The sequence below is a fragment of the Ruminococcus sp. NK3A76 genome, assembly GCF_000686125.1.
Classification (GTDB): Bacteria; Bacillota; Clostridia; order Oscillospirales; family Ruminococcaceae; genus NK3A76.
The window spans coordinates 1,469,002-1,492,831 of record NZ_JMMA01000002.1; the positions used below are offsets into that span (position 1 = coordinate 1,469,002).

Below are 23,830 nucleotides of genomic sequence, written 5' to 3' on the forward strand. Positions count from 1 at the left end.
TGCCGTTTATTCATCGTAGTATTCACTTTCGTGATCTTCCTCATACTCATCATCAGCGAGCTTTTTCGGGGTGATGCATATCGAAACACATATTACCGTCTCAAAACCAATTGATTTTAAAAGCCCTGCACATACATCAAGCGTCGAGCCTGTTGTAAAAACATCATCAGCAAGAATACACACCTTATATGAAGGATCTTTTTTCTTATTCCCGAGCATATATGTGTTCTTGGCGGCATCTCTCCTCTCACTTCCTGTCAGCTCGTGCTGTTGGGAAGCGCTTTTTCTGTGTGCGAGCATTCCGTCTGCAACAGGTATTTTCAGCGCTTCGGATAACACCTTTGCATATTCTTCAGCCTGATTGTATCCACGCTTGTATTCCTTCTTAGGATACATCGGCACATATGTGATACAATCCACCTTATCAAGAAGACTGTATTTTTCGAGCTGTTTATAAATATACGGCGCACTGAGCTCTGCAAGGTTAAAAGCATATCTGCGCTTGAAGTTGTACATAGCCTTCTTGCCCTTGTCTTTATACCACATAGCCCCGAAAACAAAGTCATAGCTGTGCTCGCCTTCACATTTATCATCAGGGGCGTGCTTTCTGCCGCATCTGCCGCATAAGGCATCTTCTTTGATAAACGGGATATCCTTTATACAGTCGTCACATATCAGCTTGTCCCACCTGATAGCACGCATACACACCGGGCATCTGTTCGGGAATATCAGGTCAAGAAGAAACCTTTTTGTCTTCTTAGATAATATCTGTTTCATCGCTGTCATGCTCCTTAAGCATATCCTTAAGACAGGTAAACCGCTGATTTCTCACGTTATTGTTTATCATAAACTCAACTCGCTTGCTCGAACCTACGATTATAAGCAGCTTCTTTGCCCGTGTGACGGCGGTATACAAAAGATTTCTGTAGTACAGCTTATCATATCCGGTAAACACAGTTAGAATAACAGCATCAAATTCGCTGCCCTGGCTTTTGTGTACAGTAACAGCATAAGCAAGCTCTATATTTTCAAGCATCTGGTAATTGTATACAGCCACTCGCCCGTCAAAATCAATTACAGCCGTCTTCAAAAACTTGTTTACTGAGACTATTTGCCCGATATCACCGTTGAAGATGCCTGTACCCTGCTCCTTTGTATCATCTGTCTCTCTTGACCAGACGATATCATAGTCGTTCTTGGTCTGCATAACCTTGTCGCCTGTGCGGAAAGTATAAATAAACGCTTTTATCTCGCTCTTTTCCTTACTTGGCGGGTTGAGCTCACTTTGCAGCTTCTTGTTGAGTTCAATAGTCCCTGCTCCGCTCTTTCTTGTAGGCGAAAGCACCTGTATATCAGTTATCGGGTCAAAGCCATATGCATTAGGGAGCCTTTCTTTGCAAAGCTCGACCACAAGCTGCTGTATTCCGGCCTGATCCAGCCTTTGCATAAAGAAAAAGTCCTTGCTGTCCTTGCTCGATAGGTCTATCATTTCGCCGCTGACTATCTTGTGAGCATTTGTGACTATAGCACTCTCTCTTGCCTGACGAAATATCTCAGTAAGCCTTACCACAGGCATAACACCGCTGTCAATTATATCTCCGAGAATGTTTCCTGCCCCGACTGACGGAAGCTGATCACTGTCGCCAACAAGTATCAGCTTGCAGCTTATGGGCAATGCACGAAGAAGCGCTTCAAAAAGCTCCGCATCGACCATAGACATCTCATCGACTATCATCACGTCGCAGTCAAGGAGATTAGACTCTTTGTGCAGAAATATCAGCTTGCCGTCTGTACCATGCCCAACTTCAAGGAGCCTGTGAATAGTCTTTGCTTCATAGCCTGTCAGGTCTGATATCCTCTTTGCAGCCCTGCCAGTGGGCGCTGCAATAAATACAGTCAGCGCCTGCTGTTCAAACAGCGATATCATCGCATTAAGAGTAGTCGTTTTGCCTGTACCCGGGCCGCCAGTAAGGACAAGAAAGCCCTTTGATAATGCAAGATTAATAGCCTCACGCTGTTTTGTTTCATATTCTATGTTGTTTTCCTGCTCGTCGATATCAATTATAGCCGAATAGTCTGTGCCTGTGTCAAAAGAAATGCTGCTCATAACACTCAGTCTTCTTGCTATGTAGTGCTCTGCCGAATAGTATCTCTTAAGCGCCACATAAGTCTTTTTATCCCTTATGTGGTAATACAGCTCTTCATCATCAGTCAGCTCTTCAAGAACGCTCATAAACAGCTCTTCATTTATGTTCAGAAAACGGCAGCTGACCTTTTTGAGCGGCCCAAGCGGAACACAGGTATGCCCTGTAGCTGCGTTCTCCTTAAGCACATACCTGATGCCTGCCGATATCCTGTTTTTGTCATCTGTGCTTACGCCGAGCTTCTCTGCGATATTGTCACACACATCAAAATCGAGCCCGATATCATCATCTGCAAGGATATACGGGTTACTGCTGATATATTCCTTTGCATATTTCCCCCACTGCTTCCACGCCCTTACACTGTATATCGTTTCTACACCGAGTTCGTTCATATACATCATAAGTATCCTTGCAGCAAGGTTTTCCTTAAGGTCTTTGTTTATCTGCTTGGCTTCACGATTTGAGATACCGCTTATCTCGGTAAGTCTCTGCGGTTGGTTTTCTATTACATCAAGCGTATCCTCACCGAATGTATCAACTATCTTTTTAGCAAGCACACGTCCTACACCCTTGATAAAGCCGCTTGAAAGGTATTTCTGTATAGCCCCGAGAGACTCAGGCAGGCTGCTGACACACATCACAGCATTGAACTGCAGTCCGTATTTATAATGCTCAACAAATCTACCCGTCAGCTCGACCGATTCACCCAGATCGACCAGTCCAAGCTCACCCACGGCAGTAACAGGCTCATTGTCAACATCGAGCAGCAAAACAACATATCCGTTATCCGGGTTTTTATACTGAATATCTTCGACTGTACCTTTTATCACAACAAGCTCATCAGATAGTGCTTTGTTCATCTGTCTCTGTCCTTTTTCTTAAATACTCATCAATCTCGCCCATAAGAAGATAATCCGCAAAACCAGTATCATCACACATCTTTGATAACTCCTCCCGGAATATATCATCAACTATAATGATCTTTCTTGCGCCGTTCTTTCCGGCAAGTGATTCTTCGTAGTAGATCTCCTTTATTCTTTTGCCTATCCTCTTTATATCGTTCTCACCAGATACAAGATAAATAATATATTCATCGCTCTGCTTTACACTCATCGAAAACATTCCGAGCACAAAAGCCGATATAAAGAGCACAAACACATAGATGATCAAGACATAAATATAATACATATACATCACCCGTATATTCTATGCAATGTATATGATCTTTGCCAATGCCTTTTATAAAAACACCGCAAGGTTATTATCCCTTGCGGTGTAAGTATTTGATTTATGCGTTCTTCTTTGCTTCGATATCAGCAAGAGCGTCCTTTCTTGAAAGGTTGATCCTGCCCTGATCGTCGATCTCCATTACCTTTACAACGACCTCGTCGCCAACGGAAACAACGTCCTCTACCTTGCCGACTCTCTGCTTGTCGAGCTTGGAGATGTGTACAAGACCTTCCTTGCCGGGTGCGATCTCAACGAAAGCACCGAATGTCATAAGCCTTGTAACCTTGCCTCTGTAGATAGAGCCTATCTCAGGGTCATTGCCGATAGTATTGATTATGGATATAGCAGCCTGTGCCTTTTCAAGATCAAGACCGGAAACAAATACATTACCGTCTTCATTGATGTCGATCTTGACATCGCACTCAGCGCTGATCTTCTGGATAACCTTACCGCCGGAACCGATAACTTCTCTGATCTTGTCAACAGGCACCTTAGTAGTAAGCATCTTGGGAGCCCACTTGTTAACAGTAGGTCTTACCTCAGGAATAGCCTTGAGCATTATCTCATCAAGGATATACATTCTTGCCTTGTATGTCTTCTCAAATGCTTCAGCAATTATATCATATGTAAGGCCGTCTACCTTTATATCGACCTGGATAGCTGTGATACCATTCTTAGTAACGCCAACCTTGAAGTCCATATCGCCGTAGAAGTCTTCAAGACCCTGGATATCTACCATAGTCATGTAGCTGCCGTCTTCCTTGGTGATAAGGCCGCAGGAGATTCCGGCAACAGGATTCTTTATCGGAACACCAGCGTCCATAAGAGCAAGTGTCGAACCGCAGATAGAGCCCTGCGATGTAGAACCATTGGAGGAAAGGACCTCAGATACGCATCTTATAGCATAGGGGAATTCCTCAACAGAAGGAAGAACAGGAACAAGTGCTCTCTCAGCGAGTGCGCCATGACCTATCTCACGTCTGCCGGGGCCTCTTGAAGGCTTTGTTTCACCTACAGAGTAGGACGGGAAGTTGTACTGATGCATATATCTCTTGGAAGTCTCTTCATCAAGACCGTCAAGCTTCTGAGCATCGGATACAGGGCCGAGTGTTGCGATAGTCATTACCTGTGTCTGACCTCTTGTGAACATACCCGAACCATGTACTCTCGGAAGAAGACCAACCTCAGCAGCAAGAGGACGGATCTCGTCAATACCTCTGCCGTCAACTCTCTTGCCCTCATAGAGCCAGTCTCTTACGATAGTCTTCTGGAGCTTATACATTACCTCACCTATTATCTCAGGAAGGTTCTCATACTTCTCGCTGAACTTTTCAAGAATTGCGTCCTGAATAGGAACAAGTCTTGCATCTCTTACATTCTTATCATCTGTATCAAGAGCATACTTAAGCTGTTCACCGAACTCGGAATTAAGCTCATCAAGCATATCATGGTCAAGCTCCTGCGACTCAAACTCAAACTTAGGCTTGCCTATCTGAGCCTTGATATCGTTGATAAAAGCAACCATTTTCTTTATCTCAGCATGGCCGAACTTGATAGCATCGAGCATAAGCTCGTTAGGAATCTCCTTAGCGCCAGCCTCGATCATAACTATCTTCTCAGCAGAGCCTGCAACTGTGAGGTTGAGGTCATTCTTTGCTCTCTGTTCAAGTGTCGGGTTTAAAACGAGCTCGCCGTCAACATAACCTACATTGATAGAAGCAACAGGGCCGTTCCACGGGATATCAGAGATAGAAAGAGCGATAGATGTAGCTATCATACCAGCGATCTCAGGTGAGTTGTCAGGGTCAACAGCCATAACTGTCATAACAACAGAAACATCATTTCTCATATCCTTGGGGAAAAGAGGTCTGATAGGTCTGTCAACGCATCTTGATGTAAGGATAGCCTTCTCGGAAGCCTTGCCCTCACGCTTTGTAAAGCTGCCAGGTATACGGCCTACAGAATACATCTTCTCCTCAAAGTCAACAGAAAGCGGGAAGAAATCAACGCCCTCTCTCGGCTTGGGGCTTGCTGTAACATTGCCGAGTACAACAGTTTCGCCGTATCTTACAAGGCAGGAACCGTTTGCAAGACCGCACATCTTGCCTGTTTCAACAACAACAGGCCTACCTGCGTATGTTGTTTCAAAAGTTCTGAAATTCTCAAACATTTTATAGTCCTCCGTTTTTAATTTCACCGGTCAAGACTTTAGCAATAAATACAGCACACAAGCCCTTATGCACTCTATTTAATGCTAATACCTTTTCCGGCGCAGTTTTTAATAAACACCGAAAGGCAAAGGCGACACTTCGCCCTTGCCTCCCGTGATTATTGCAAAATTAGCCTCTGATACCGAGCTTCTCGATGATTGCTCTGTATCTGTTGATGTCCTTCTTCTTAAGGTAAGCAAGAAGGTTTCTTCTTTTACCGATCATCTGGAACATACCTCTTCTGGAGTGATGATCGTTCTTGTGGCTCTTGAGGTGCTCAGTAAGGTCAGCAATTCTCTTGGAAAGAATAGCTATCTGTACCTCAGGCGAGCCTGTGTCCTTTTCGCTGGTTCTGTTAGCTTCGATAACAGCTGTTTTTTCTTCTTTTCTCATCATGGTGTTTTACCCCTTTTCTTGATTTTCCTTCGTAAAAGGGTACGGCAGGTAAATCTCCCCTTTGGGGCTTGACCCGTACTCTGTTGCGAGGATACTGATTATTGCTGTGTTTTCACAACAAATAATATTATACTATAATAATAAGCACTTGTAAATAGAGTTTACAGAAAGTTTACATTATTTCTTGACCCTACTTATCTGTGTTCTGTCAGTGGTTATTATAATAGTTTTTTATAAAACCCACCTCTGTTACAACATAACCGTTTACAAAACAGTATGTTCAACATCAATAGCAGTTATAAAGAAACTTGATTTAGTTGGGTTTACAAGTGTTTAGCAATTATTTGCACTTATGTTCCTTACCGGCAGTAAGAGTATTCTGCATAAGCATAGCTATAGTCATAGGCCCTACACCGCCGGGAACAGGTGTTATGAACAATGCCTTATCCTTGCAGTCCTCAAAATCAACGTCACCACAGAGCTTGCCGTTTTCATCTCTGTTCATGCCGACATCAATTACAACAGCGCCTTCCTTGATGTATTCCTTGGTTATCATCTTAGCTCTGCCGACAGCAGCTACAAGTATATCAGCTCTTGAACATACCTCAGCAAGGTTCTTTGTCTTTGAGTGGCATACAGTTACTGTACCGTTCTTATGTAAAAGCAGCATAGCCTGCGGCTTGCCAACTATATTGCTTCTGCCGATAACAACGCACTCCTTGCCTGCTATCTCTGTGCCTGTTGAAGCGATAAGCTCCATAACACCAGCCGGTGTGCAGGGCAGGAAGCTGTAATCACCTATCATTATCTTTCCGACATTTACCGGGTGGAAAGCATCAACGTCCTTGTCAGGACGGATATTGTCTATAACGACCTTGTCATTTATGTGCTTAGGCACAGGCAGCTGCACAAGTATACCGTCTACCTTGTCGTCATTGTTGAGCTTATCAACAAGCTCCAAAAGCTCCTGCTCTGTAGTCTCAGCAGGGAGCGCATACTCATAGGAATTGAACCCCACATACTCGCAGGCGAGCTTTTTATTTCTTACATATACCTTAGATGCAGGATCATCGCCTACTATTACTACAGCAAGGCCTATCTCTATACCCTTAGCCTTAAGCTCTGCGACCTCAGCCTTTATGCTGTCCTTAACACTCTGTGAAACAGCCTTTCCGTCAATTATCTGTCCCATATCATTTTCCTCCTGTGACGCTTACTTGCGAGATTTCTTACCTTTTCCTTTGTTATTTCCTTTGTTTTCCTTTTTTGGCTCTGTTTTTTCTTCTGTCTTGTCCTCGGCTTCGGTGTTTTCTTTTTCCTCAGACTCAGAAGGAGCTTCATCTTCTTCCTTGCTGTCGGATGTGCTGTCGTCATTCTTTTCAGTATCTTCCTGCTCGTCCTCATCATCGCCTAAGATAGAATGATACTCAGGATCCTTGCTTTCAGACTTGTCCTTCTCAATGGCATCCTTTTCCTTATCCTTAGCGCCCTTGCCGAACTTCTCGTCATATTCCTTTTCAAGCTCGATAAAGCTCTCGCCCTTTTCCTTGGCTTCTCTTATCTTCTTTTTGAGCTCTTTCTTTTCCTTTTCGTTCTCCTCATATGAATCATACGCCTTAAGCTGCATCTTGGAAAGCTCTGTCTGATAGAAGAACTTATAATCGCCGTCACGCTTTACCATGCTTCTGAAGATAATAATAAGTATGAGCGAAGCCACGAAGCAGGCACCTGCAAGCAGCTGTGAGACCTTTATGTTCATAAGATAGAGACTGTCGGTTCTTGTGCTCTCAATGAAGAATCTGCCAAGACCGTAAAGGCCTGTATACATAAGGAACAGCTCGCCGTCAAACTTGCGGCGGTTTGTATAAAGATGTATTATCACAAAGCAAAGCAGACACCAGAGCGATTCATATAAAAAGCACGGGTGAACAGGTGCATAGCACGAAACACTTACACCTGAGTTTGCTGCAATAGTCTCACGGTTGTCTGCGAGGAAAAACATGGTGTTATAGCTCATCATGCCCCAGGGAGCATCTGTGTTTGCACCAAAGGCTTCCTGGTTAAAAAAGTTGCCCCATCGGCCTACAGCCTGGCCTATCAGGAAGCAGGGAGCTACTACATCGAGCATAGCTGTGAGTTTGAGATTTCTCAGCTTTACAATAATACCGCCGACAAGTATCGCACCGATAATACCGCCGTAGATTGCAAGACCGCCGTCTCTGAACTTGAAGAAGTCCTTGAAGGTCAGGCCTGTGGTGTTAAAAGCGATATAATAAAGCCTTGCGCCGAGTATAGCACCGATAAGTCCGCCTATAACGCCGTCAGTGGCCCTGTCAGGGTCGATGCCGAACTTTCTCATTCTCTTATAGCCATAAATCATAGCCAGAAGTATACCAAGAGCTATAAGGAAGCCGTACCAGTATATGGTAAAGTTCGTGCCAGGTATGGTAAACATTTTTCTGTCAACAGTAATACCGTTAGTAAAGATGTTATCTCCGCCGAGATTAGGGAAATAGACTTTGTCCTTGTTTTCCCTGACCGTCTGCTGCATTTCCTCACTTACGTCCTGAGCTAAAATTGTCGGTAAAAACATTAAGATGCCTCTTTTCAATTAGTTTTGTATAATAGAGACTGAGACCCGTTTCGTATCAAACAATGTATCCAGACTCTCCATAAGATCATTCTCTGTAAGCTCTGCGAGCATATCTATAGTATCAAAAAGGTCAACGCCCATGAGCCCCGAGCCCACAAGATTATTCACACATATCTCCGTGTTGTTGAATTCCCACACAAGAGCACCGTATATCGACTTTTTGATAATCTCAAATCTTTCGCTGTCTATGCCTTCTTTTCTGACCCTCTCGATCTCATCAATTATCATATCACGGACCTTTAACGGCTCATTTGACTCTCCGTCAAATATGCAGGAAAAGTATCCGTCACCAAAGAAGACCTCGCTTGAAAAGGCATTATTTATAAGCCCCTGCTCATACATATTCTTATATAAAGGGCTTGCAGAATTCGATATCAGCTGTAAAAGAACATTCGCGTAAAGCTGCTTCTTTAAAAGCTCTTTCCCACTTGCAGGGTCGCACTTGAAGCCGATATTGAAAAGCGGCATACCTACAGTAAAGCTCTCGGAAACTACTTCCTGAGCAACATCATAAGGCTCATCAGGAAAGCTGACTTCAAGCTCGCTGTCCTTTGAAGGCTTTAAATGCTCATCACAGACCGCAAGCACTTCTCCCTCATCAATATCACCGGCTATAACCAGTATCATATTGTGAAGATCATAAAAAGCATTATAGCATTTATATAAAAGGTCTGCATCTATCTCCTGTATCGACTCAACAGTACCTGCAATATCATATCTCACAGGGTGGCCGGAATACATCGCCTTAAGCAGATTATAAAAGCACTGCCTGTCGGGTGAATCAGCGCACATCTTGATCTCCTGTGCTATTATTCCACGCTCTTTTTCAACTGTCTGCTCAGTAAAATACGGGTCCTGAACAAAGTCAAGCAGTATCGCAAGCGAGTCAAGATAATTATCTGTACAGCTGAAAGTGTATACCGTCTGATCGAATGAAGTGTAAGCATTGCCGTTAGCGCCGGTCTTTGCATAAAGCTCGAACACATCACAGTCTTCATTCTCAAAGAGTTTGTGCTCCAGATAATGGGCTATACCCATTGGCACCGTGACAAATCCTTCATCGTCCGCTGTCTTGAATGTCGTGTTCACAGAACCGTATCTTATCGCAAACGCCGCATTGACAGTCGAAAAGCCCTCCATTTTCATCAGATATATCTTTAACCCGGAGGGGTGTTGAAAGACTGTATACTCTGCGCCTATCTTTTCGTTCTTATAAACTATCTTCTCAGTTTTCATTCTCGCCCTCCGTTATCTGAATCGGGTGAAACAACATATACTGTGTCAAGTCTCATAGCCGCTGCAGATTCTATTATCTGCTCTCTTGTGATCTTGTTCAGTCTTTCACATATCTCCTCAGGCGTACAGTGCTCATTTCTTGTAAACTGAGTAAGATACCATGCCGTCATATCAGAAACAGTGTCGTTGTTTGATTTAAAGCCTGTACATAGCGCAAGCCTTGCATTGTCAAGCTCCTCATCAGTAAAGTCGCCCTCCGCAACGGCTTTCAGCTGAGCGAGTATCTCATCTTTAGCTCTGTCGCAGTTTTTCTTTTCAACGCCGCTGTCAACTATCATAACATTCTTAGTGTCAGCAAAGCCTGCTGCACAGTAATAGCACAGAGACAGCTTTTCCCTGACATTGGTATACAGCTTTGAAACAGATGAAGCACCGTAAAGCATTATCATGAGCTTGTTTACATATATGTCATCATAAGATGTCTTGAAAGCCATGACGAGCTTTGTCTGGTTAACATCAATGCTTTCCTCAAAGAAAGCAGGTTCAGGCTTGATAGGAGAAAAAGACCTGTAGTTGATATCAGGTATATCATCACGTCTGATCTTATCAAACGCATCAAGGATACGGGATACATTCTTTTCAGCATCACTGTGACCGGCGACGAATATCTCAACTCTTGCGGTTCTAAGAAGCTCTTTATACTCCTCAGCCAACGCCTTATTGTCAAGCTTCATCGCTTCTTCAAGCTCTCCGTAAGCTGAATTCTCAGCAGGCTCGCCTTTGTATATCTCTTTTCTTGCCTTTATAAGAGCATAACCACGTTTATCGTTAACGGAAGATTTGACAGTATCAATTACATCCTGCTTCCTTATCCTGAAATACTTTTCATTAAACCCGTTTTCGTCAATATCAGGAGAAAACAGGCAGTCGAGCAGCATATCTGTCACCTTGCCGGATATCTCCTCACCGCCGATCGTGTATTTATCACACAGGCAGCTTGCACAAAGGCCTATCATCTGATGATCCCCCGCCCTTGTAGATGCTACAGCTATCGACGAGCCATATAATCTCATAAGCTCTTTATTAAAAGCTGTTCTTGACTTGATCTTGCTGTTGGAAGTTATCAGCAGCTTTGATATCAGAGCATTTGATGAGATATTATGCTTATCTATCTTTGTAACAAAGAAAACATAGGCGGAAACTGATTTGAACTTATCATCATATATCCTTGTAAGACCTATACCTCTGCCGCATTCCGTCTTGCTGAAGCTAACCGACATAAATAAACTCCTTTTCACACCGGCAGATACCGCCGGACGTTAACATACATCAACTTTATTATTATACCACAACTCAAAGGCTTTTTCCATAGTTTTCACAAAATTTTCATATATTATCGCAGTCTCTTTTTAAAAGGCAGTACAAAATATATACTTATGACCCGAAAGCGGCCAAAAATGAACGCTTACGGGTCATGAAATAATAGTCAGAAGCTATACTCCCTCTGTAATATGAAGCCTGCGCTTATCCTAAAACTATTTCAGCAGCTTCTTAAGATATTGCCCGGTATATGATGCCTTGCATTTGCATATATCCTCAGGAGTGCCGGTGCAGACAACTGTTCCTCCGCCGCTGCCGCCCTCAGGCCCGAGGTCGATTATATGGTCACATACCTTTATGACATCAAGATTATGCTCGATGATAAGGACGGTGTTTCCGCCGTCTGCGAGCTTCTGAAGAACATCTATCAGCTTGTGAACATCTGCCGTATGAAGACCTGTAGTAGGCTCATCAAGGATATATACCGTTCTGCCGGTCGAGCGCTTTGAAAGCTCAGTTGCGAGCTTTACTCTCTGCGCTTCACCACCTGAAAGCGTCGTTGCCGGCTGGCCTATCTTGATATAGCCAAGACCCACCTCATAAAGCGTATCGAGCTTTCTTTTTATCTTGGGGTGGTTGGAGAAGAACTCAACACCCTCCTCGACTGTCATTTCGAGAACATCATATATGCTCTTGCCCTTGTAGCGGATATCAAGGGTCTCCCTGTTGTATCTCTGCCCCTTGCAGACCTCGCAGGGAACATACACATCAGGCAGGAAGTGCATCTCTATCTTGATTATACCGTCGCCCTCGCAGGCCTCACAGCGCCCGCCCTTGACGTTAAAGGAGAACCTGCCGCTGCTGTAGCCTTTCATTTTTGCATCATTAGTCTGTGCAAAAAGGTCTCTTATATCCGTAAAAACGCCTGTATAAGTCGCAGGGTTTGAACGGGGCGTTCTCCCGATAGGCGACTGGTCTATGCAGATCACTTTATCAAGATTCTCGTCACCAAGGATATCATCAAAATCGCCGGAACGTATCTTGGCACGGTTAAGGCGGCAGACAAGCTCTTTATAGATTATCTCATTGACAAGAGACGATTTGCCTGAGCCTGAAACACCTGTAACACAGGTCATTGTTCCAAGAGGTATATCGACATTGATGCCTTTGAGATTATTTTGTCTTGCACCTTTAACTGTAAGATACTTGCCGTTGCCTTTGCGTCTTGTCTCTGGAACAGGTATCTTGCGCTTTCCGCTCAGATACTGGCCTGTCATAGATTCCTTGCATTTCTTGATATCGTCAACTGTTCCCTGGCAGACTATCTCGCCGCCGTGAACGCCTGCTCCGGGGCCTACATCAACGATATAGTCAGCAGCATACATAGTATCCTCATCGTGTTCTACGACGATAAGGGTGTTTCCAAGATCACGCAGGCGCTTAAGAGTTGATATCAGCTTGTCATTATCACGCTGGTGAAGACCTATAGACGGCTCATCAAGTATATACAGAACTCCCATAAGATACGAGCCTATCTGCGTTGCAAGCCTGATACGCTGGCTCTCGCCGCCGGAGAGAGTTCCGCTCGAACGTGAAAGTGTCAGATATTCAAGGCCTACGTTTCTTAAAAAGCCGAGCCTTTCCTTTATCTCTTTGATAATACGCTCGCCTATCAGCTTTTCTCTGTCGGTAATGCTGATATTCTCAAAGAAATCAAAGGCCTCGGAGACTGACAGCTTAGTAAGCTCAGCGATATTTAGTCCGCCGACCGTCACTGAGAGCGATTCTTTTTTGAGCCTGTTGCCCTTGCAGTGAGGGCATTCTTCGTCAGACATATAGTTTTCGATCTCATTCTTTGCATAATCGCTTGCCGTTTCTCTGTAGCGGCGTTCAAGGTTATTGACTATGCCCTCGAACTCTGCATTGAACTGGCCGCTGAAATAGCCGTTCTCTCTTGTCATCGTCAGCTTCTGACCCTGTGTACCATAGAGAAATATATCAAGAGCATCCTTATCCATATCCTTTACCGGCTGGTCTATAGATATGCCGTAATTCTCAGATATAGCCTTAAAATACATCATGGCTATAGAATTATCATCAAGGCTGTTCCAGCCGCTCGCTTTGATAGCTCCTTCTCTGATAGACAGGTTCTTATTCGGGATTATGAGCTCGGGATCTATCTTCTTGAAAACGCCAAGACCTGTACAATGCTCGCAGGCACCGAAGGGGTTATTGAACGAGAACATTCTCGGAGTAAGCTCATCTATAGAGATATTATGCTCGGGACAAGCATAATTGAGCGAGAAATGCATTTCCTCGCCGTCTATAACATCAACAGTGAGAGTACCGCCGGTAAGTGACGTAACGATCTCGCAGCTGTCCGCAATTCTGGACTCAATTCCTTCTTTGATGACAAGTCTGTCAACAACGATATCAATATTATGCTTCTGATTCTTATTGAGCTTGATAGTCTCGGAAAGGTCGTATATTATGCCGTCTATCCTTACTCTTACATAGCCTGATTTTCTCGCCTGGTCAAGTTCCTTGGCATACTCGCCCTTTCTTCCCTTGACTATAGGAGCAAGCAGCTGTATCTTAGTGCCCTTTTCAAGCTCCATGAGCTTATCGACTATCTGGTCTACCGTCTGCTGTTTAATCTCTCTGCCGCATATAGGACAGTGCGGAACGCCTATCCTTGCATAGAGAAGTCTGAGATAGTCATAGATCTCTGTGACTGTACCGACTGTCGAGCGAGGATTCTTTGATGTCGTCTTCTGGTCTATTGATATAGCAGGAGAAAGACCTGAGATAGAGTCAACATCAGGCTTTTCCATCTGCCCGAGGAACATTCTCGCATAGCTTGAAAGCGACTCCATATATCTTCTCTGGCCGTCGGCGTATATAGTATCGAACGCAAGCGACGACTTACCCGAGCCGGAAAGCCCCGTAAAGACGATCAGCTTGTCTCTCGGAATCGTAAGATCTATGTTTTTGAGGTTGTGCTCTCTTGCACCTTTTATGGTGATCTCATTTACCGTCATGTTGTCACTTCTCCCCCTTTAGCTCTGCTATCTTATCACGCAGGAAGGCTGCGTGCTCAAATTCAAGCAGCTTTGCAGCTTCCTTCATCTGTTTTGTCAGCTTATCAATAAGAGCCTGCTGGTCACGCTTGCTCATCTTTGTCTTCTGACGTGCTGAATACTCGACTTCTTCCTTAGTCGATATTTCTATTACATCTCTTATATCCTTGACTATCGTCTTAGGTGTTATACCGTGGTCTTTGTTAAAACGTTCCTGTATCTCACGTCTTCTTGCCGTCTCAGTGATAGCGCTCTCCATTGAGCGTGTGACTGTATCGGCATACATTATTACCTCGCCCTCGGAGTTTCTCGCAGCACGGCCTATCGTCTGGATAAGCGAGCTTTCCGATCTCAGGAAGCCCTCCTTATCGGCGTCAAGGATAGCGACGAGCGATACCTCCGGCAGGTCAAGACCCTCTCGAAGGAGGTTTATCCCGACAAGCACATCAAACTCACCAAGTCTCAGGTCACGGATTATCTCCATACGCTCGATAGTGTCTATATCATGGTGCATATAGCGCACTTTGACGTTCATACCCTTAAGGTATTCTGTAAGATCCTCGGCCATTTTCTTGGTAAGCGTTGTGACGAGCACACGCTGGCTCTTTTCGATACGCTTATTTATCTCACTGAGCAAGTCATCTATCTGACCCTCGGTGGGCTTGACGGTTATCAAAGGATCAAGCAGGCCTGTAGGTCTTATAAGCTGCTCGACTATCTGAGCCGAACGCTCCTTTTCGATAGGGCCGGGTGTTGCTGATACGAACACTGCCTGGTTTATATGGCTATAGAATTCATCAAATGTAAGCGGCCTGTTGTCAAGTGCTGACGGCAGGCGGAAACCATAGTCAACAAGCGTCTGCTTTCTTGCACGGTCGCCTGCATACATTCCCCTTACCTGCGGCAGCGAAACATGAGACTCGTCCACCATTAGCAGGAAATCCTCAGGCAGGTGGTCAAGGAGTGTATAAGGCACAGCGCCGGGCTTACGTCTTGCAAACACACGGGAATAGTTTTCTATACCCGAGCAGAAGCCTACCTCCTCAAGCATCTCGATATCGTAGTTTGTGCGCTGCTCGATACGCTGGGCTTCTATGAGCATATCCCTGTCCTTGAAATACCTGATACGCTCATCAAGCTCCTGCCTTATCTCCTCGATCGCCTCACGCATCTTTTCCTTGCCGACGATATAGTGAGATGCAGGGAATATGACTGTATGCGAAAGGAAAGCGAGCACCTCGCCGGTGATGACATTTATCTCGCATATCCTGTCTATCTCGTCACCGAAGAATTCGACTCTTATAGCAGTATCGGTAGATGCAGCAGGATATATCTCGACCACATCGCCCCTTACACGGAACTTATTTCTTGCAAAGGCTATGTCATTACGCTCATACTGGATGCCCACAAGGTCTGCGAGCAGCTGCTCACGGGATTTTTCCTGACCCTTGCGGATAGAAACACACATCGAACGGTATTCCTCGGGGTCACCGAGCGAATAGATACAGGAGACTGATGCTACTATTATAACATCACGTCTCTCAAACAGCGCAGAGGTGGCCGAGTGGCGCAGTTTGTCTATCTCGTCATTTACCGAGCTGTCTTTTTCGATATAAACGTCCTTGCTCGGGACATATGCCTCGGGCTGGTAGTAGTCATAGTAAGAAACAAAGTATTCCACGGCATTATCCGGGAAAAACTCCTTGAATTCGGAGCAGAGCTGGGCTGCAAGTATCTTGTTATGCGCAAGCACCAGTGTCGGGCGGTTGACACGCTCGATGACATTTGCCATAGTAAATGTCTTACCGGAGCCTGTAACGCCGAGCAGCGTCTGCTCCTTCATGCCGCTTTGAATGCCCTTGACGAGCTTATCTACCGCCTCGGGCTGATCACCTGAGAGCTTATAATCGGAAACGAGCTTGAATCTGTCCACAGCCTTTCTCTCCTTTACAGAATATAGAACAATCGTTTTTATATTATAACATATATATTTTTAAATGTAAAGCATTTTTTATGAACAATGATACCCCGATATTTGACGATTTGAGAAAGATATGGTATAATAATACCAACATATAACAGACAGGTAAACAGGAGAAACTATGAAACAGCTGATAATATACGTTCACGGCATGGGCGGCAGTGCTGATGAAGCGGAGCATTACAAATCGCTTTTCCCGGGCAGTGATGTGGCAGGATTTGATTACAAGTCACAGACGCCGTGGGAGGCAAAGGAAGAATTCCCGGAATATGTCAGAAAAGCAAGCGAGGGGTATGATGATACAATACTTATCGCCAACAGCTTAGGGGCATATTTTTCGCTTATGTCGCTTGGGGGTATCCCGATATCAAAGGCATTTTTAATATCGCCTGTAGTAGATATGGAAAGAATGATAGCAGGCATGATGAAAAATGAGAACATAACAGAAAAAGAGCTCAAAGAAAAAAGTGAGATAAGATGCACGAGCGGAGCTGTGCTTTCGTGGAAATATCTTTGCTATGTAAGGAATAACCCGATAGAATGGGAAATACCCACATTCATTCTCTACGGCAGCAATGATATGCTGGTGGAGGCTGACACGGTGAGGAGCTTTGCTGACAGGACAGGTGCGCCGCTCACCATAATGGAAAACGGCGAGCACTGGTTCCACACAGAAGAACAAATGAGATTTCTTGACAAATGGATAGAGGAAATGATCAGAAATGAAGAATGAACACATACGCCGGGCCACGGCAGAAGATGCAGGCAGGATAGCTGAGCTGATAGTTACAAATTACAGGGTCAATTTCTATCGGTTCTTTAAGAATGATGAATTCTATTTCAAAGAGCTGAATGTGTTAGACACCGCTAAGGAATACACAGAGGAGCCGGGTGCGATAGAAAACACATACGTCTATGACGACGGCGTGGTAAAGGGGCTAATATACATCAACGGCAGCGAGATAGTAAAGCTATATGTCGAGCCGCAGTTTCAAAGCTGCGGGATAGGCAGAGAGCTGCTGAGATTTGCAGTCGAGGACAAGCAGGCAGACTGGCTATGGGCGCTTGAATTTAACAAGCGTGGGATAGCATTTTACAAACGCAACGGCTTTGAGCTTACAGGCGAAAAGATGATAGAGGACGAATGGGTGCCTCTTGTAAAACTCAAACTAAAAAAGGACAGCGTATGAAAGAGTTTATTATAAACAAGAATGACTCAGGGCAGAGAGTGGACAAATTCCTGACAAAGGCTGTGCCGAAGCTGCCGAAAAGCCTTATGTACAAGTATCTCAGGCTCAAAAGGATAAAGCTGAACGGCAAGCGCTGCGAGATATCCACAAGGCTGAATGAAAATGATGTTATGCAGCTTTACATCAATGACGAGTTCTTTGAGAATGACAACACAGAGCAGGTGTTTTTATCTGCTCCGGCTGATATTGATATAGTATACGAAGATGAGAACATTCTCCTTGCAAACAAGAGAGTAGGGCTGGTAGTACACGAGGACGAGAGCGGCACTGCTGACACGCTGATAAACAGGATAACGCACTATCTATATCTGAAAGACGAATACGACCCGGACAAAGAAAGCTCCTTTGCGCCGGCGCTTTGCAACAGGATAGACAGGAATACGAGCGGCATAGTGATAGCCGCAAAGAATGCCGAGTCTCTGAGGATACTCAATCAGAAGATAAAGGACAGAGAGCTTCACAAGAAATATCTATGTGTAACGGTAAGTGTACCTGAGAAAAAGCAGGCTGAGCTGAAAGCCTACATGATAAAGGACGAGAGCACAAAAATGGTCGCTGTATTCGACAAGCCGAATGACAGGACAAAGACCATGATCACAAAATACCGTGTACTCAAAGAGAACACAGAGCTCGGGCTGGCGCTGGTCGAGGTAGATCTCATAACGGGCAGAACACATCAGATAAGGGCTCACATGGCACACATAAACTGCCCACTGTTAGGCGACGGCAAATACGGCTCGAACAGGATAAACAGGCAGCTCGGTGTCAAGACACAGGCTTTATGCGCATACAGCTTAAGATTTGATTTTACGACCGATGCAGGCATACTTGGATATCTGAACGGCAAGGAATTTACGGTAGATAATGTATGGTTTAAGGACAAGCTGTTTTGAATAATGCAACAAGCAGACAAAGTGTGCTGTTAAAAGCAATAAAAATATAACGTCAAATTTGTGCAGGAATTACAATCTTGTGCTTTTTTGACGTATTTTTATGTCATTTTAAATAATTTCTATTGTAATTGGTCAGAAATTATGGTATAATTATTTGTGATATTTTGAATACCTATATAAAAAGAGAGTATTTATACATATCTGATAAGCATATTTCGATTTGAAAGGAGCATTTAAAATGGCAGGAGATCTGCATTGCCACACGACACTTTCTGACGGCTCACTTGGCATAGAAGAGGTAATAGCCCAAGCAAAAAGAGTTGGGCTTGATTATTTAGCAATAACAGACCACGACACACTTTCATCCTACAGCAGGGCTAAGATACTTGCGGAGAGATACGATATTGAAGTTATACCGGCCGTTGAGCTTTCGGCATGGGACAAGAAAAGAAATCAGAAGGTACACATACTTTGCTATGCGCCTCAGAAGCCTGACAGGCTGGAGGGTCTTTGTCTCAAGTCCTGCCAGATAAGAAAAGAATGTGCAAAGGAAATGCTTGAAAAGGTAATGGCGCTTTATCCTATTACCGAGGACATGGTATACAAATATGCAAAGAGCTCAAAGAGTCTTTACAAGTCGCACATAATGAGAGCTCTTATCAACTACGGCTATGCTACCGAATTCTACGGCTCGATAAACGATGAGCTTTTCAAATACCCGGACGGCAAATGCCTTGTACAGAGAGAATATCCTGATGTAAACTTTGTAGTTGACCTTATACATTCCTCAAAGGGCGTGGCTGTAATGGCTCACCCATATCATTTCGGCAATATCGAGCTGCTTGAAGAGCTTATCGCTGCCGGGAAAATGGACGGCATTGAGGTAAATCATCACTCGGCAAACGAGGAGCAGAAGGAATATTTAAAGAAGCTCTGCACTGAGAATAACCTTATAATGACAGGCGGCTCGGATTTCCACGGGCTTTACAATGACAGAGTGACATACATCGGAAGCAATGTATGTGACGATGAGAATATCGACAAGCTCAAAAAGCTGATAAATTTAAATTCACAGAAAGCTTACAAAACAGTCCCTAAATCAGATGAATAATATGGTATAATAGATATTTGTAAGAAATACTGTGAAAGGACGTTTTAAAATGGACATTATGGAAGCATCGCTCAAAAAGCATGAAGAATGGCAGGGCAAGATCGAGGTCATTTCAAGAACAAGGATAAATGACAAGGAAACTCTTTCTCTTGCATACACTCCCGGTGTTGCAAAGCCCTGTTTAGAGATACAGAAAGACCCCGAGCTCTCTTACACATACACAAGGCGCTCAAACCTTGTAGCTGTTATAACAGACGGCTCGGCTGTACTTGGTCTTGGCAACATCGGCGGCATAGCAGGTATGCCTGTTATGGAAGGCAAATGCGCTCTTTTCAAGGAGTTTGCTGATGTTGACGCTTTCCCGCTCTGCATAAAGAGCAATGACACAGACGAGATAGTTAGAACTATCGAGCTTATATCTGACAGCTTCGGCGGAATAAACCTTGAAGACATTTCCGCGCCGAGATGCTTTGAGATAGAGCAGAGACTTAAGGATAAGCTCGACATACCTGTATTCCATGACGACCAGCACGGAACAGCTGTAGTCGTATCAGCAGCACTTATTAATGCTTGCAAGCTCTCGGGCAGAAAGCTCGAAGACCTGACGATCGTTATGAGTGGTGCAGGTGCAGCTGGTATAGCTATTGCAAAGATGCTTCTTGCTATGAATGTCAAGGAGATAATCATGTGCGGAAGCCGTGGCATAATCTGCGAGGGCGAGCCGCAGAAATACTCCACACACGAGGAAATGGCAAAGATAACTAACAGACAGCACAAGAAGGGCACTCTTGCTGATGCTTTTAAAGGCGCTGATGTATTTATAGGTGTTTCTATGCCCGGCCTTGTTACAAAGGAAATGGTAGAGAGCATGAACAAGGATCCGTTCATTTTCGCTATGGCAAACCCGACACCCGAGATCATGCCTGATGAAGCAAAGGCAGCAGGCGCTTACATCATAGGCACAGGCAGATCGGATTTCCCGAACCAGATAAACAACGTTGTTGCATTCCCCGGAATATTCAAGGGCGCACTCAGAGTAAGAGCAACACAGATAAACGAAGCTATGAAGATAGCTGCTGCAAATGCTATCGCAGGCTGTGTAGCTGACGATGAGCTTGCTCCTGAATACATTCTCCCCAACGCATTTGACAGAAAGATAGCTGATGCTGTAAGCGATGCTGTTGCAAAGGCTGCTGTTGAATCCGGCGTTGCAAAGTTAAAAGCATAAAGGAGCAGCATAATGACATACAGCTTTATACCGAGCGGTGTATGCTCACGAATGATAAACATAGAGCTTGACGAAAACGGCGTTATTGAAAAGGTACAGTTTATCGGCGGCTGCAACGGCAACACCAGCGGCATATCTCAGCTTGTAAAGGGTATGCAGGCTGAAGATGTGATAAGCAGGCTCAAAGATATAGACTGCAACGGCAAGGGTACATCATGCCCTGCACAGCTGGCTATTGCTTTAGAGCAGGCACTTGAGGAGATATAGCTTCTTCTCAGACATAGAAAGGAGGGGCTGATAATGAAGGTCACAGATATACACAGTCATTGTTTGCCCGGGATAGATGACGGAGCCAAGGACATAGATGTGTCTTTACAGATACTTGAGACTATGGCCGAGAACGGCATTGAAAGGCTCGTTTGCACTCCGCACTTTTATCCGCATGAGAACACTATAGAAAGATTTATCTACAACAGAAACAACGCATACGAAAAGCTGAAGCCGCATCTGACAAACGGAATGCCCAAGCTCTATCTCGGAGCTGAGGTGCTTTATTCAAGCAAGCTGCTTAGTGACCCGAAAATACATGATCTCTGCCTTGAAGGCACGGATTATCTTTTCCTGGAGATGCCTTACAAAAAGCTCTCGGGCAGATACATTCAGGGTGTATCTCAGTTAGTTGACAACATGGACGTAAAGATACTTGTTGTTCACATTGAAAGATATCTGAACTTTACTGACTGGGACGATCTGATGAATCTGATGTCGCTCGATGTACTGGGGCAAATAAATGCAAAATCGCTCACATCTATGAGGTCAAGGAAATATGCGATAAAGCTGTTCAAGGAGAATTATGCGCAGTTTCTTGGAAGCGATATGCACAACATGAAGCGTGGAGACGTAACTGTTAACAACGCTGAGAAATACTTAGAAAAGAAGGTAGGCAACGGTTTCTACACGCACATTATGCACAACTGCGACAAGCTGTTTGCCAATAAGGACATATACGACATACGTTAAAAGAAAATTTACATTAGATATTATGTCGTATATTGACAAATAATAATCAATGTAGTATAATTTATAATGTTATAAAACATAAGTTTTGTAATACCTTATCAAGAGCGGCGGAGGGAACAGGCCCGACGATGCCCGGCAACCTAACAATTACTGTTAAGGTGCTAAATCCTGCGGAGATCTCCGGAAGATGAGGAATTATTACGTTTAATTCAGGCGTTCCGGTATGGAGCGCCTTTTTCATGCCTAAAAGGAGGAAACAAAATGTCAAGATTTTTATTCACATCAGAATCGGTAACAGAGGGACACCCCGATAAAATATGCGACAGAGTATCAGATGCTATACTTGATGCTATGCTGGAGCAGGATCCCATGTCAAGAGTTGCCTGCGAGACTATAGCCACAACAGGCGTTATCATGTGCATGGGCGAGATAACAACAAAGGCTATTGTTGACATTCCCCAGATAGTAAGAGACACAGTTGTAGAGATAGGCTATGACAGAGCAAAATACGGCTTTGACGGAAACACCTGCTCGGTATTCACAACCATAGACAAGCAGTCGCCTGACATTGCTATGGGCGTTGACAATGCGCTTGAAGGCAGAGAGGAAAATGCCAACGACACCGGTGCAGGAGACCAGGGCATAATGTTTGGTTTTGCGTGCAACGAGACACCCGAGCTGATGCCTATGCCTATAAGCCTTGCTCAGAAGCTCGCTAAGAAGCTGACTGATGTCAGAAAGCAGAAAGTTCTCCCCTATCTCCGTCCGGACGGCAAGACACAGGTGACTGTTGAATACGTTGACGGAAAGCCCAAGAGAATAGATGCAGTCGTTGTATCTTCACAGCATGACAGCGCTGTAACTTTAGAGCAGATAAGAGCCGACATAATCGAAAAGGTAATAAAGACTGTTATCCCGGCTGAGCTGCTTGATGAAAATACAAAGTATTTCATCAACCCTACAGGCAGATTTGTTGTAGGCGGCCCTCAGGGCGACAGCGGCCTGACAGGCAGAAAGATAATAGTTGATACATACGGCGGTTATTCAAGGCACGGCGGCGGCGCATTCTCCGGCAAGGACCCGACAAAGGTAGACCGTTCGGCTGCATATGCTGCAAGACACGTTGCAAAGAACATTGTAGCAGCCGGTCTTGCTGACAAGTGCGAGGTAGAGCTTGCTTATGCGATAGGCGTTGCCAACCCTGTATCAATAATGATAGACACATTCGGCACAGGCAAGGTAGATGATGACAAACTGTCTGAGGCTGTAATGAAGGTATTTGACCTCAGACCTTCGGCAATAATCAAGGCTCTTGATCTGAGAAAGCCGCAGTACAAGGCACTTTCGGCATACGGCCACATGGGCAGAGAGGATCTTGACGTTGCCTGGGAGAAGACTGACAAGACAGCTGAGCTTCTGGAGGCTGTAAAATGATGATGTGCCACAAGATAGGCGGCGGCTGGGTGATAACTCTGCCGGACAGCTTCAAGGCTGAATACGTTGAAAGTGATAAAATGTACCAGCTGACTGATGAACAGAATGGTGTGACAGTAAGGCTTGCGCCGATGTCTGCAAGAAAGGAAAACGGCGAGCTCATACCCAAGGAAGGACTTGGAAAAGCATATGCTCACTCGCTTGATTCGCTCGGCGGAAGGGCTTCGGTAAAGGAAGCTGAGCACGACATAGGCAACGGGTTTCTTTCTATGTCGTTTGAATACACACAGTTTGTAAAGGGCGAGCTTAACTTCTTCATCAGTTGCGGTATCTACTGCGACGGGGCTATCCTTTCGACAAGCATCAGCGGCACTGTAAGAGAAGACTGCGAAAAGGTACTTGAATACATAAAGGAAGTAGTCAGGGAATGATCTTTGCTTTGATAAAAAGGTAGCATGGATCTTCACACAAGTCAATAGCAAAGCATAACAGATTTTCGTCAGACTACTATGCAACAAATGAACAGAACATACAAACACCGCTCGGACAAATAGCCGGGTGGTGTTTGTGCATTATAGCTAAAATTAATTCACAAGCAAGAATAATATTTTATCATAATTTCATTAATTATTAATAGAAATATG

The 23,830-nt window shown here is 44.5% G+C and carries 20 protein-coding genes and 1 riboswitch; of the genes, 9 read left to right on the forward strand and 11 right to left on the reverse strand.

Features of this window, described 5'->3' with window-relative positions; all coding sequences use genetic code 11:
- Positions 1 to 6: 6 nt before the first annotated feature.
- From CD05_RS19590 to uvrB, 11 genes are all read right to left on the reverse strand, one after another.
- Positions 7 to 777, reverse strand: coding sequence for a ComF family protein (locus CD05_RS19590; protein ID WP_051588870.1), 771 nt, complete (start codon positions 775 to 777; stop codon positions 7 to 9).
- Positions 758 to 3,004 carry an ATP-dependent RecD-like DNA helicase gene (locus tag CD05_RS0107010; protein ID WP_028509896.1) on the reverse strand — a complete coding sequence of 749 codons (2,247 nt, stop codon included), beginning with the start codon at positions 3,002 to 3,004 and terminating at the stop codon, positions 758 to 760. The genes CD05_RS19590 and CD05_RS0107010 overlap by 20 nt, the downstream gene beginning before the upstream one ends.
- Positions 2,985 to 3,332 (reverse strand): hypothetical protein, encoded by a 348-nt coding sequence (locus tag CD05_RS0107015; RefSeq protein ID WP_028509897.1) that lies wholly within the window; start codon positions 3,330 to 3,332, stop codon positions 2,985 to 2,987. The genes CD05_RS0107010 and CD05_RS0107015 overlap by 20 nt, the downstream gene beginning before the upstream one ends.
- A gap of 100 nt (positions 3,333 to 3,432) precedes the next feature.
- The gene (locus tag CD05_RS0107020; protein WP_028509898.1) at positions 3,433 to 5,544 is read right to left on the reverse strand and encodes a polyribonucleotide nucleotidyltransferase; all 2,112 of its coding nucleotides are present in this window, start codon (positions 5,542 to 5,544) and stop codon (positions 3,433 to 3,435) included.
- A gap of 169 nt (positions 5,545 to 5,713) precedes the next feature.
- A complete protein-coding gene (rpsO, locus tag CD05_RS0107025) occupies positions 5,714 to 5,980 on the reverse strand; it encodes a 30S ribosomal protein S15 (protein WP_028509899.1) in 267 nt (88 codons plus the stop codon).
- Positions 5,981 to 6,320: 340 nt separating this feature from the next.
- A complete protein-coding gene (gene folD, locus CD05_RS0107030) occupies positions 6,321 to 7,172 on the reverse strand; it encodes a bifunctional methylenetetrahydrofolate dehydrogenase/methenyltetrahydrofolate cyclohydrolase FolD (RefSeq protein WP_028509900.1) in 852 nt (283 codons plus the stop codon).
- A 21-nt stretch (positions 7,173 to 7,193) separates the two neighbouring features.
- Complete coding sequence (gene lgt, locus CD05_RS17800) at positions 7,194 to 8,573, reverse strand: prolipoprotein diacylglyceryl transferase (protein WP_084262128.1); 1,380 nt, start codon at positions 8,571 to 8,573, stop codon at positions 7,194 to 7,196.
- A gap of 18 nt (positions 8,574 to 8,591) precedes the next feature.
- Entirely contained in the window at positions 8,592 to 9,869 is a 1,278-nt protein-coding gene (locus CD05_RS0107040; protein ID WP_028509901.1) for a pitrilysin family protein, read from the reverse strand.
- Complete coding sequence (locus CD05_RS0107045; RefSeq protein WP_028509902.1) at positions 9,866 to 11,149, reverse strand: insulinase family protein; 1,284 nt, start codon at positions 11,147 to 11,149, stop codon at positions 9,866 to 9,868. The genes CD05_RS0107040 and CD05_RS0107045 overlap by 4 nt, the downstream gene beginning before the upstream one ends.
- 255 nt (positions 11,150 to 11,404) lie before the next feature.
- Entirely contained in the window at positions 11,405 to 14,230 is a 2,826-nt protein-coding gene (uvrA, locus tag CD05_RS0107050; RefSeq protein WP_028509903.1) for an excinuclease ABC subunit UvrA, read from the reverse strand.
- 4 nt (positions 14,231 to 14,234) lie between these two features.
- On the reverse strand, positions 14,235 to 16,202 hold the full coding sequence (gene uvrB, locus CD05_RS0107055) for an excinuclease ABC subunit UvrB (protein WP_028509904.1): 1,968 nt from the start codon (positions 16,200 to 16,202) through the stop codon (positions 14,235 to 14,237).
- Between the two features lie 169 nt (positions 16,203 to 16,371).
- On the opposite strand from uvrB, the gene CD05_RS0107060 reads away from it, so the two are divergent.
- The 9 genes from CD05_RS0107060 (at position 16,372) to CD05_RS0107100 (ending at position 23,617) form a co-directional block, all read left to right on the forward strand.
- Positions 16,372 to 16,983 (forward strand): alpha/beta hydrolase, encoded by a 612-nt coding sequence (locus tag CD05_RS0107060; RefSeq protein WP_028509905.1) that lies wholly within the window; start codon positions 16,372 to 16,374, stop codon positions 16,981 to 16,983.
- The gene (locus tag CD05_RS0107065) at positions 16,973 to 17,440 is read left to right on the forward strand and encodes a GNAT family N-acetyltransferase (RefSeq protein ID WP_028509906.1); all 468 of its coding nucleotides are present in this window, start codon (positions 16,973 to 16,975) and stop codon (positions 17,438 to 17,440) included. Before CD05_RS0107060 ends, CD05_RS0107065 begins: the two co-directional genes overlap by 11 nt.
- Positions 17,437 to 18,393, forward strand: a complete 957-nt coding sequence (locus CD05_RS0107070; RefSeq protein ID WP_028509907.1) for an RluA family pseudouridine synthase — start codon at positions 17,437 to 17,439, stop codon at positions 18,391 to 18,393. The genes CD05_RS0107065 and CD05_RS0107070 overlap by 4 nt, the downstream gene beginning before the upstream one ends.
- Before the next feature lie 238 nt (positions 18,394 to 18,631).
- On the forward strand, positions 18,632 to 19,504 hold the full coding sequence (locus CD05_RS0107075) for a PHP domain-containing protein (RefSeq protein WP_028509908.1): 873 nt from the start codon (positions 18,632 to 18,634) through the stop codon (positions 19,502 to 19,504).
- Positions 19,505 to 19,553: 49 nt separating this feature from the next.
- Positions 19,554 to 20,732: an NADP-dependent malic enzyme gene (locus CD05_RS0107080; protein WP_028509909.1), complete on the forward strand. Its 1,179-nt coding sequence runs from the start codon at positions 19,554 to 19,556 to the stop codon at positions 20,730 to 20,732.
- A gap of 12 nt (positions 20,733 to 20,744) precedes the next feature.
- Positions 20,745 to 20,999 carry a TIGR03905 family TSCPD domain-containing protein gene (locus tag CD05_RS0107085; RefSeq protein WP_028509910.1) on the forward strand — a complete coding sequence of 85 codons (255 nt, stop codon included), beginning with the start codon at positions 20,745 to 20,747 and terminating at the stop codon, positions 20,997 to 20,999.
- 33 nt (positions 21,000 to 21,032) lie between these two features.
- Positions 21,033 to 21,752, forward strand: coding sequence for a CpsB/CapC family capsule biosynthesis tyrosine phosphatase (locus tag CD05_RS17805; protein WP_051588871.1), 720 nt, complete (start codon positions 21,033 to 21,035; stop codon positions 21,750 to 21,752).
- 92 nt (positions 21,753 to 21,844) lie between these two features.
- A riboswitch (SAM riboswitch) is annotated at positions 21,845 to 21,946 on the forward strand.
- A 67-nt stretch (positions 21,947 to 22,013) separates the two neighbouring features.
- Complete coding sequence (gene metK, locus CD05_RS0107095; RefSeq protein WP_028509911.1) at positions 22,014 to 23,186, forward strand: methionine adenosyltransferase; 1,173 nt, start codon at positions 22,014 to 22,016, stop codon at positions 23,184 to 23,186.
- Positions 23,183 to 23,617 (forward strand): hypothetical protein, encoded by a 435-nt coding sequence (locus CD05_RS0107100; protein WP_028509912.1) that lies wholly within the window; start codon positions 23,183 to 23,185, stop codon positions 23,615 to 23,617. The genes metK and CD05_RS0107100 overlap by 4 nt, the downstream gene beginning before the upstream one ends.
- Positions 23,618 to 23,830 lie beyond the last annotated feature (213 nt).

Excerpts from the sequence above, each read along its gene's own strand:
- CD05_RS0107060 (WP_028509905.1), top strand. The coding sequence starts at position 16,372 with ATGAAACAGCTGATAATATACGTTCACGGCATGGGCGGCAGTGCTGAT.
- CD05_RS17805 (WP_051588871.1), top strand. The coding sequence starts at position 21,033 with ATGAAGGTCACAGATATACACAGTCATTGTTTGCCCGGGATAGATGAC.
- CD05_RS0107100 (WP_028509912.1), top strand. The coding sequence starts at position 23,183 with ATGATGATGTGCCACAAGATAGGCGGCGGCTGGGTGATAACTCTGCCG.
- metK (WP_028509911.1), top strand. The coding sequence starts at position 22,014 with ATGTCAAGATTTTTATTCACATCAGAATCGGTAACAGAGGGACACCCC.
- CD05_RS0107040 (WP_028509901.1), bottom strand. The coding sequence starts at position 9,869 with ATGAAAACTGAGAAGATAGTTTATAAGAACGAAAAGATAGGCGCAGAG.
- folD (WP_028509900.1), bottom strand. The coding sequence starts at position 7,172 with ATGGGACAGATAATTGACGGAAAGGCTGTTTCACAGAGTGTTAAGGAC.
- CD05_RS0107065 (WP_028509906.1), top strand. The coding sequence starts at position 16,973 with ATGAAGAATGAACACATACGCCGGGCCACGGCAGAAGATGCAGGCAGG.
- CD05_RS0107085 (WP_028509910.1), top strand. The coding sequence starts at position 20,745 with ATGACATACAGCTTTATACCGAGCGGTGTATGCTCACGAATGATAAAC.
- CD05_RS0107010 (WP_028509896.1), bottom strand. The coding sequence starts at position 3,004 with ATGAACAAAGCACTATCTGATGAGCTTGTTGTGATAAAAGGTACAGTC.
- rpsO (WP_028509899.1), bottom strand. The coding sequence starts at position 5,980 with ATGATGAGAAAAGAAGAAAAAACAGCTGTTATCGAAGCTAACAGAACC.
- CD05_RS0107045 (WP_028509902.1), bottom strand. The coding sequence starts at position 11,149 with ATGTCGGTTAGCTTCAGCAAGACGGAATGCGGCAGAGGTATAGGTCTT.
- CD05_RS0107070 (WP_028509907.1), top strand. The coding sequence starts at position 17,437 with ATGAAAGAGTTTATTATAAACAAGAATGACTCAGGGCAGAGAGTGGAC.
- uvrA (WP_028509903.1), bottom strand. The coding sequence starts at position 14,230 with ATGACGGTAAATGAGATCACCATAAAAGGTGCAAGAGAGCACAACCTC.
- CD05_RS0107075 (WP_028509908.1), top strand. The coding sequence starts at position 18,632 with ATGGCAGGAGATCTGCATTGCCACACGACACTTTCTGACGGCTCACTT.
- CD05_RS0107080 (WP_028509909.1), top strand. The coding sequence starts at position 19,554 with ATGGACATTATGGAAGCATCGCTCAAAAAGCATGAAGAATGGCAGGGC.
- lgt (WP_084262128.1), bottom strand. The coding sequence starts at position 8,573 with ATGTTTTTACCGACAATTTTAGCTCAGGACGTAAGTGAGGAAATGCAG.
- CD05_RS0107020 (WP_028509898.1), bottom strand. The coding sequence starts at position 5,544 with ATGTTTGAGAATTTCAGAACTTTTGAAACAACATACGCAGGTAGGCCT.
- CD05_RS19590 (WP_051588870.1), bottom strand. The coding sequence starts at position 777 with ATGAAACAGATATTATCTAAGAAGACAAAAAGGTTTCTTCTTGACCTG.
- CD05_RS0107015 (WP_028509897.1), bottom strand. The coding sequence starts at position 3,332 with ATGTATTATATTTATGTCTTGATCATCTATGTGTTTGTGCTCTTTATA.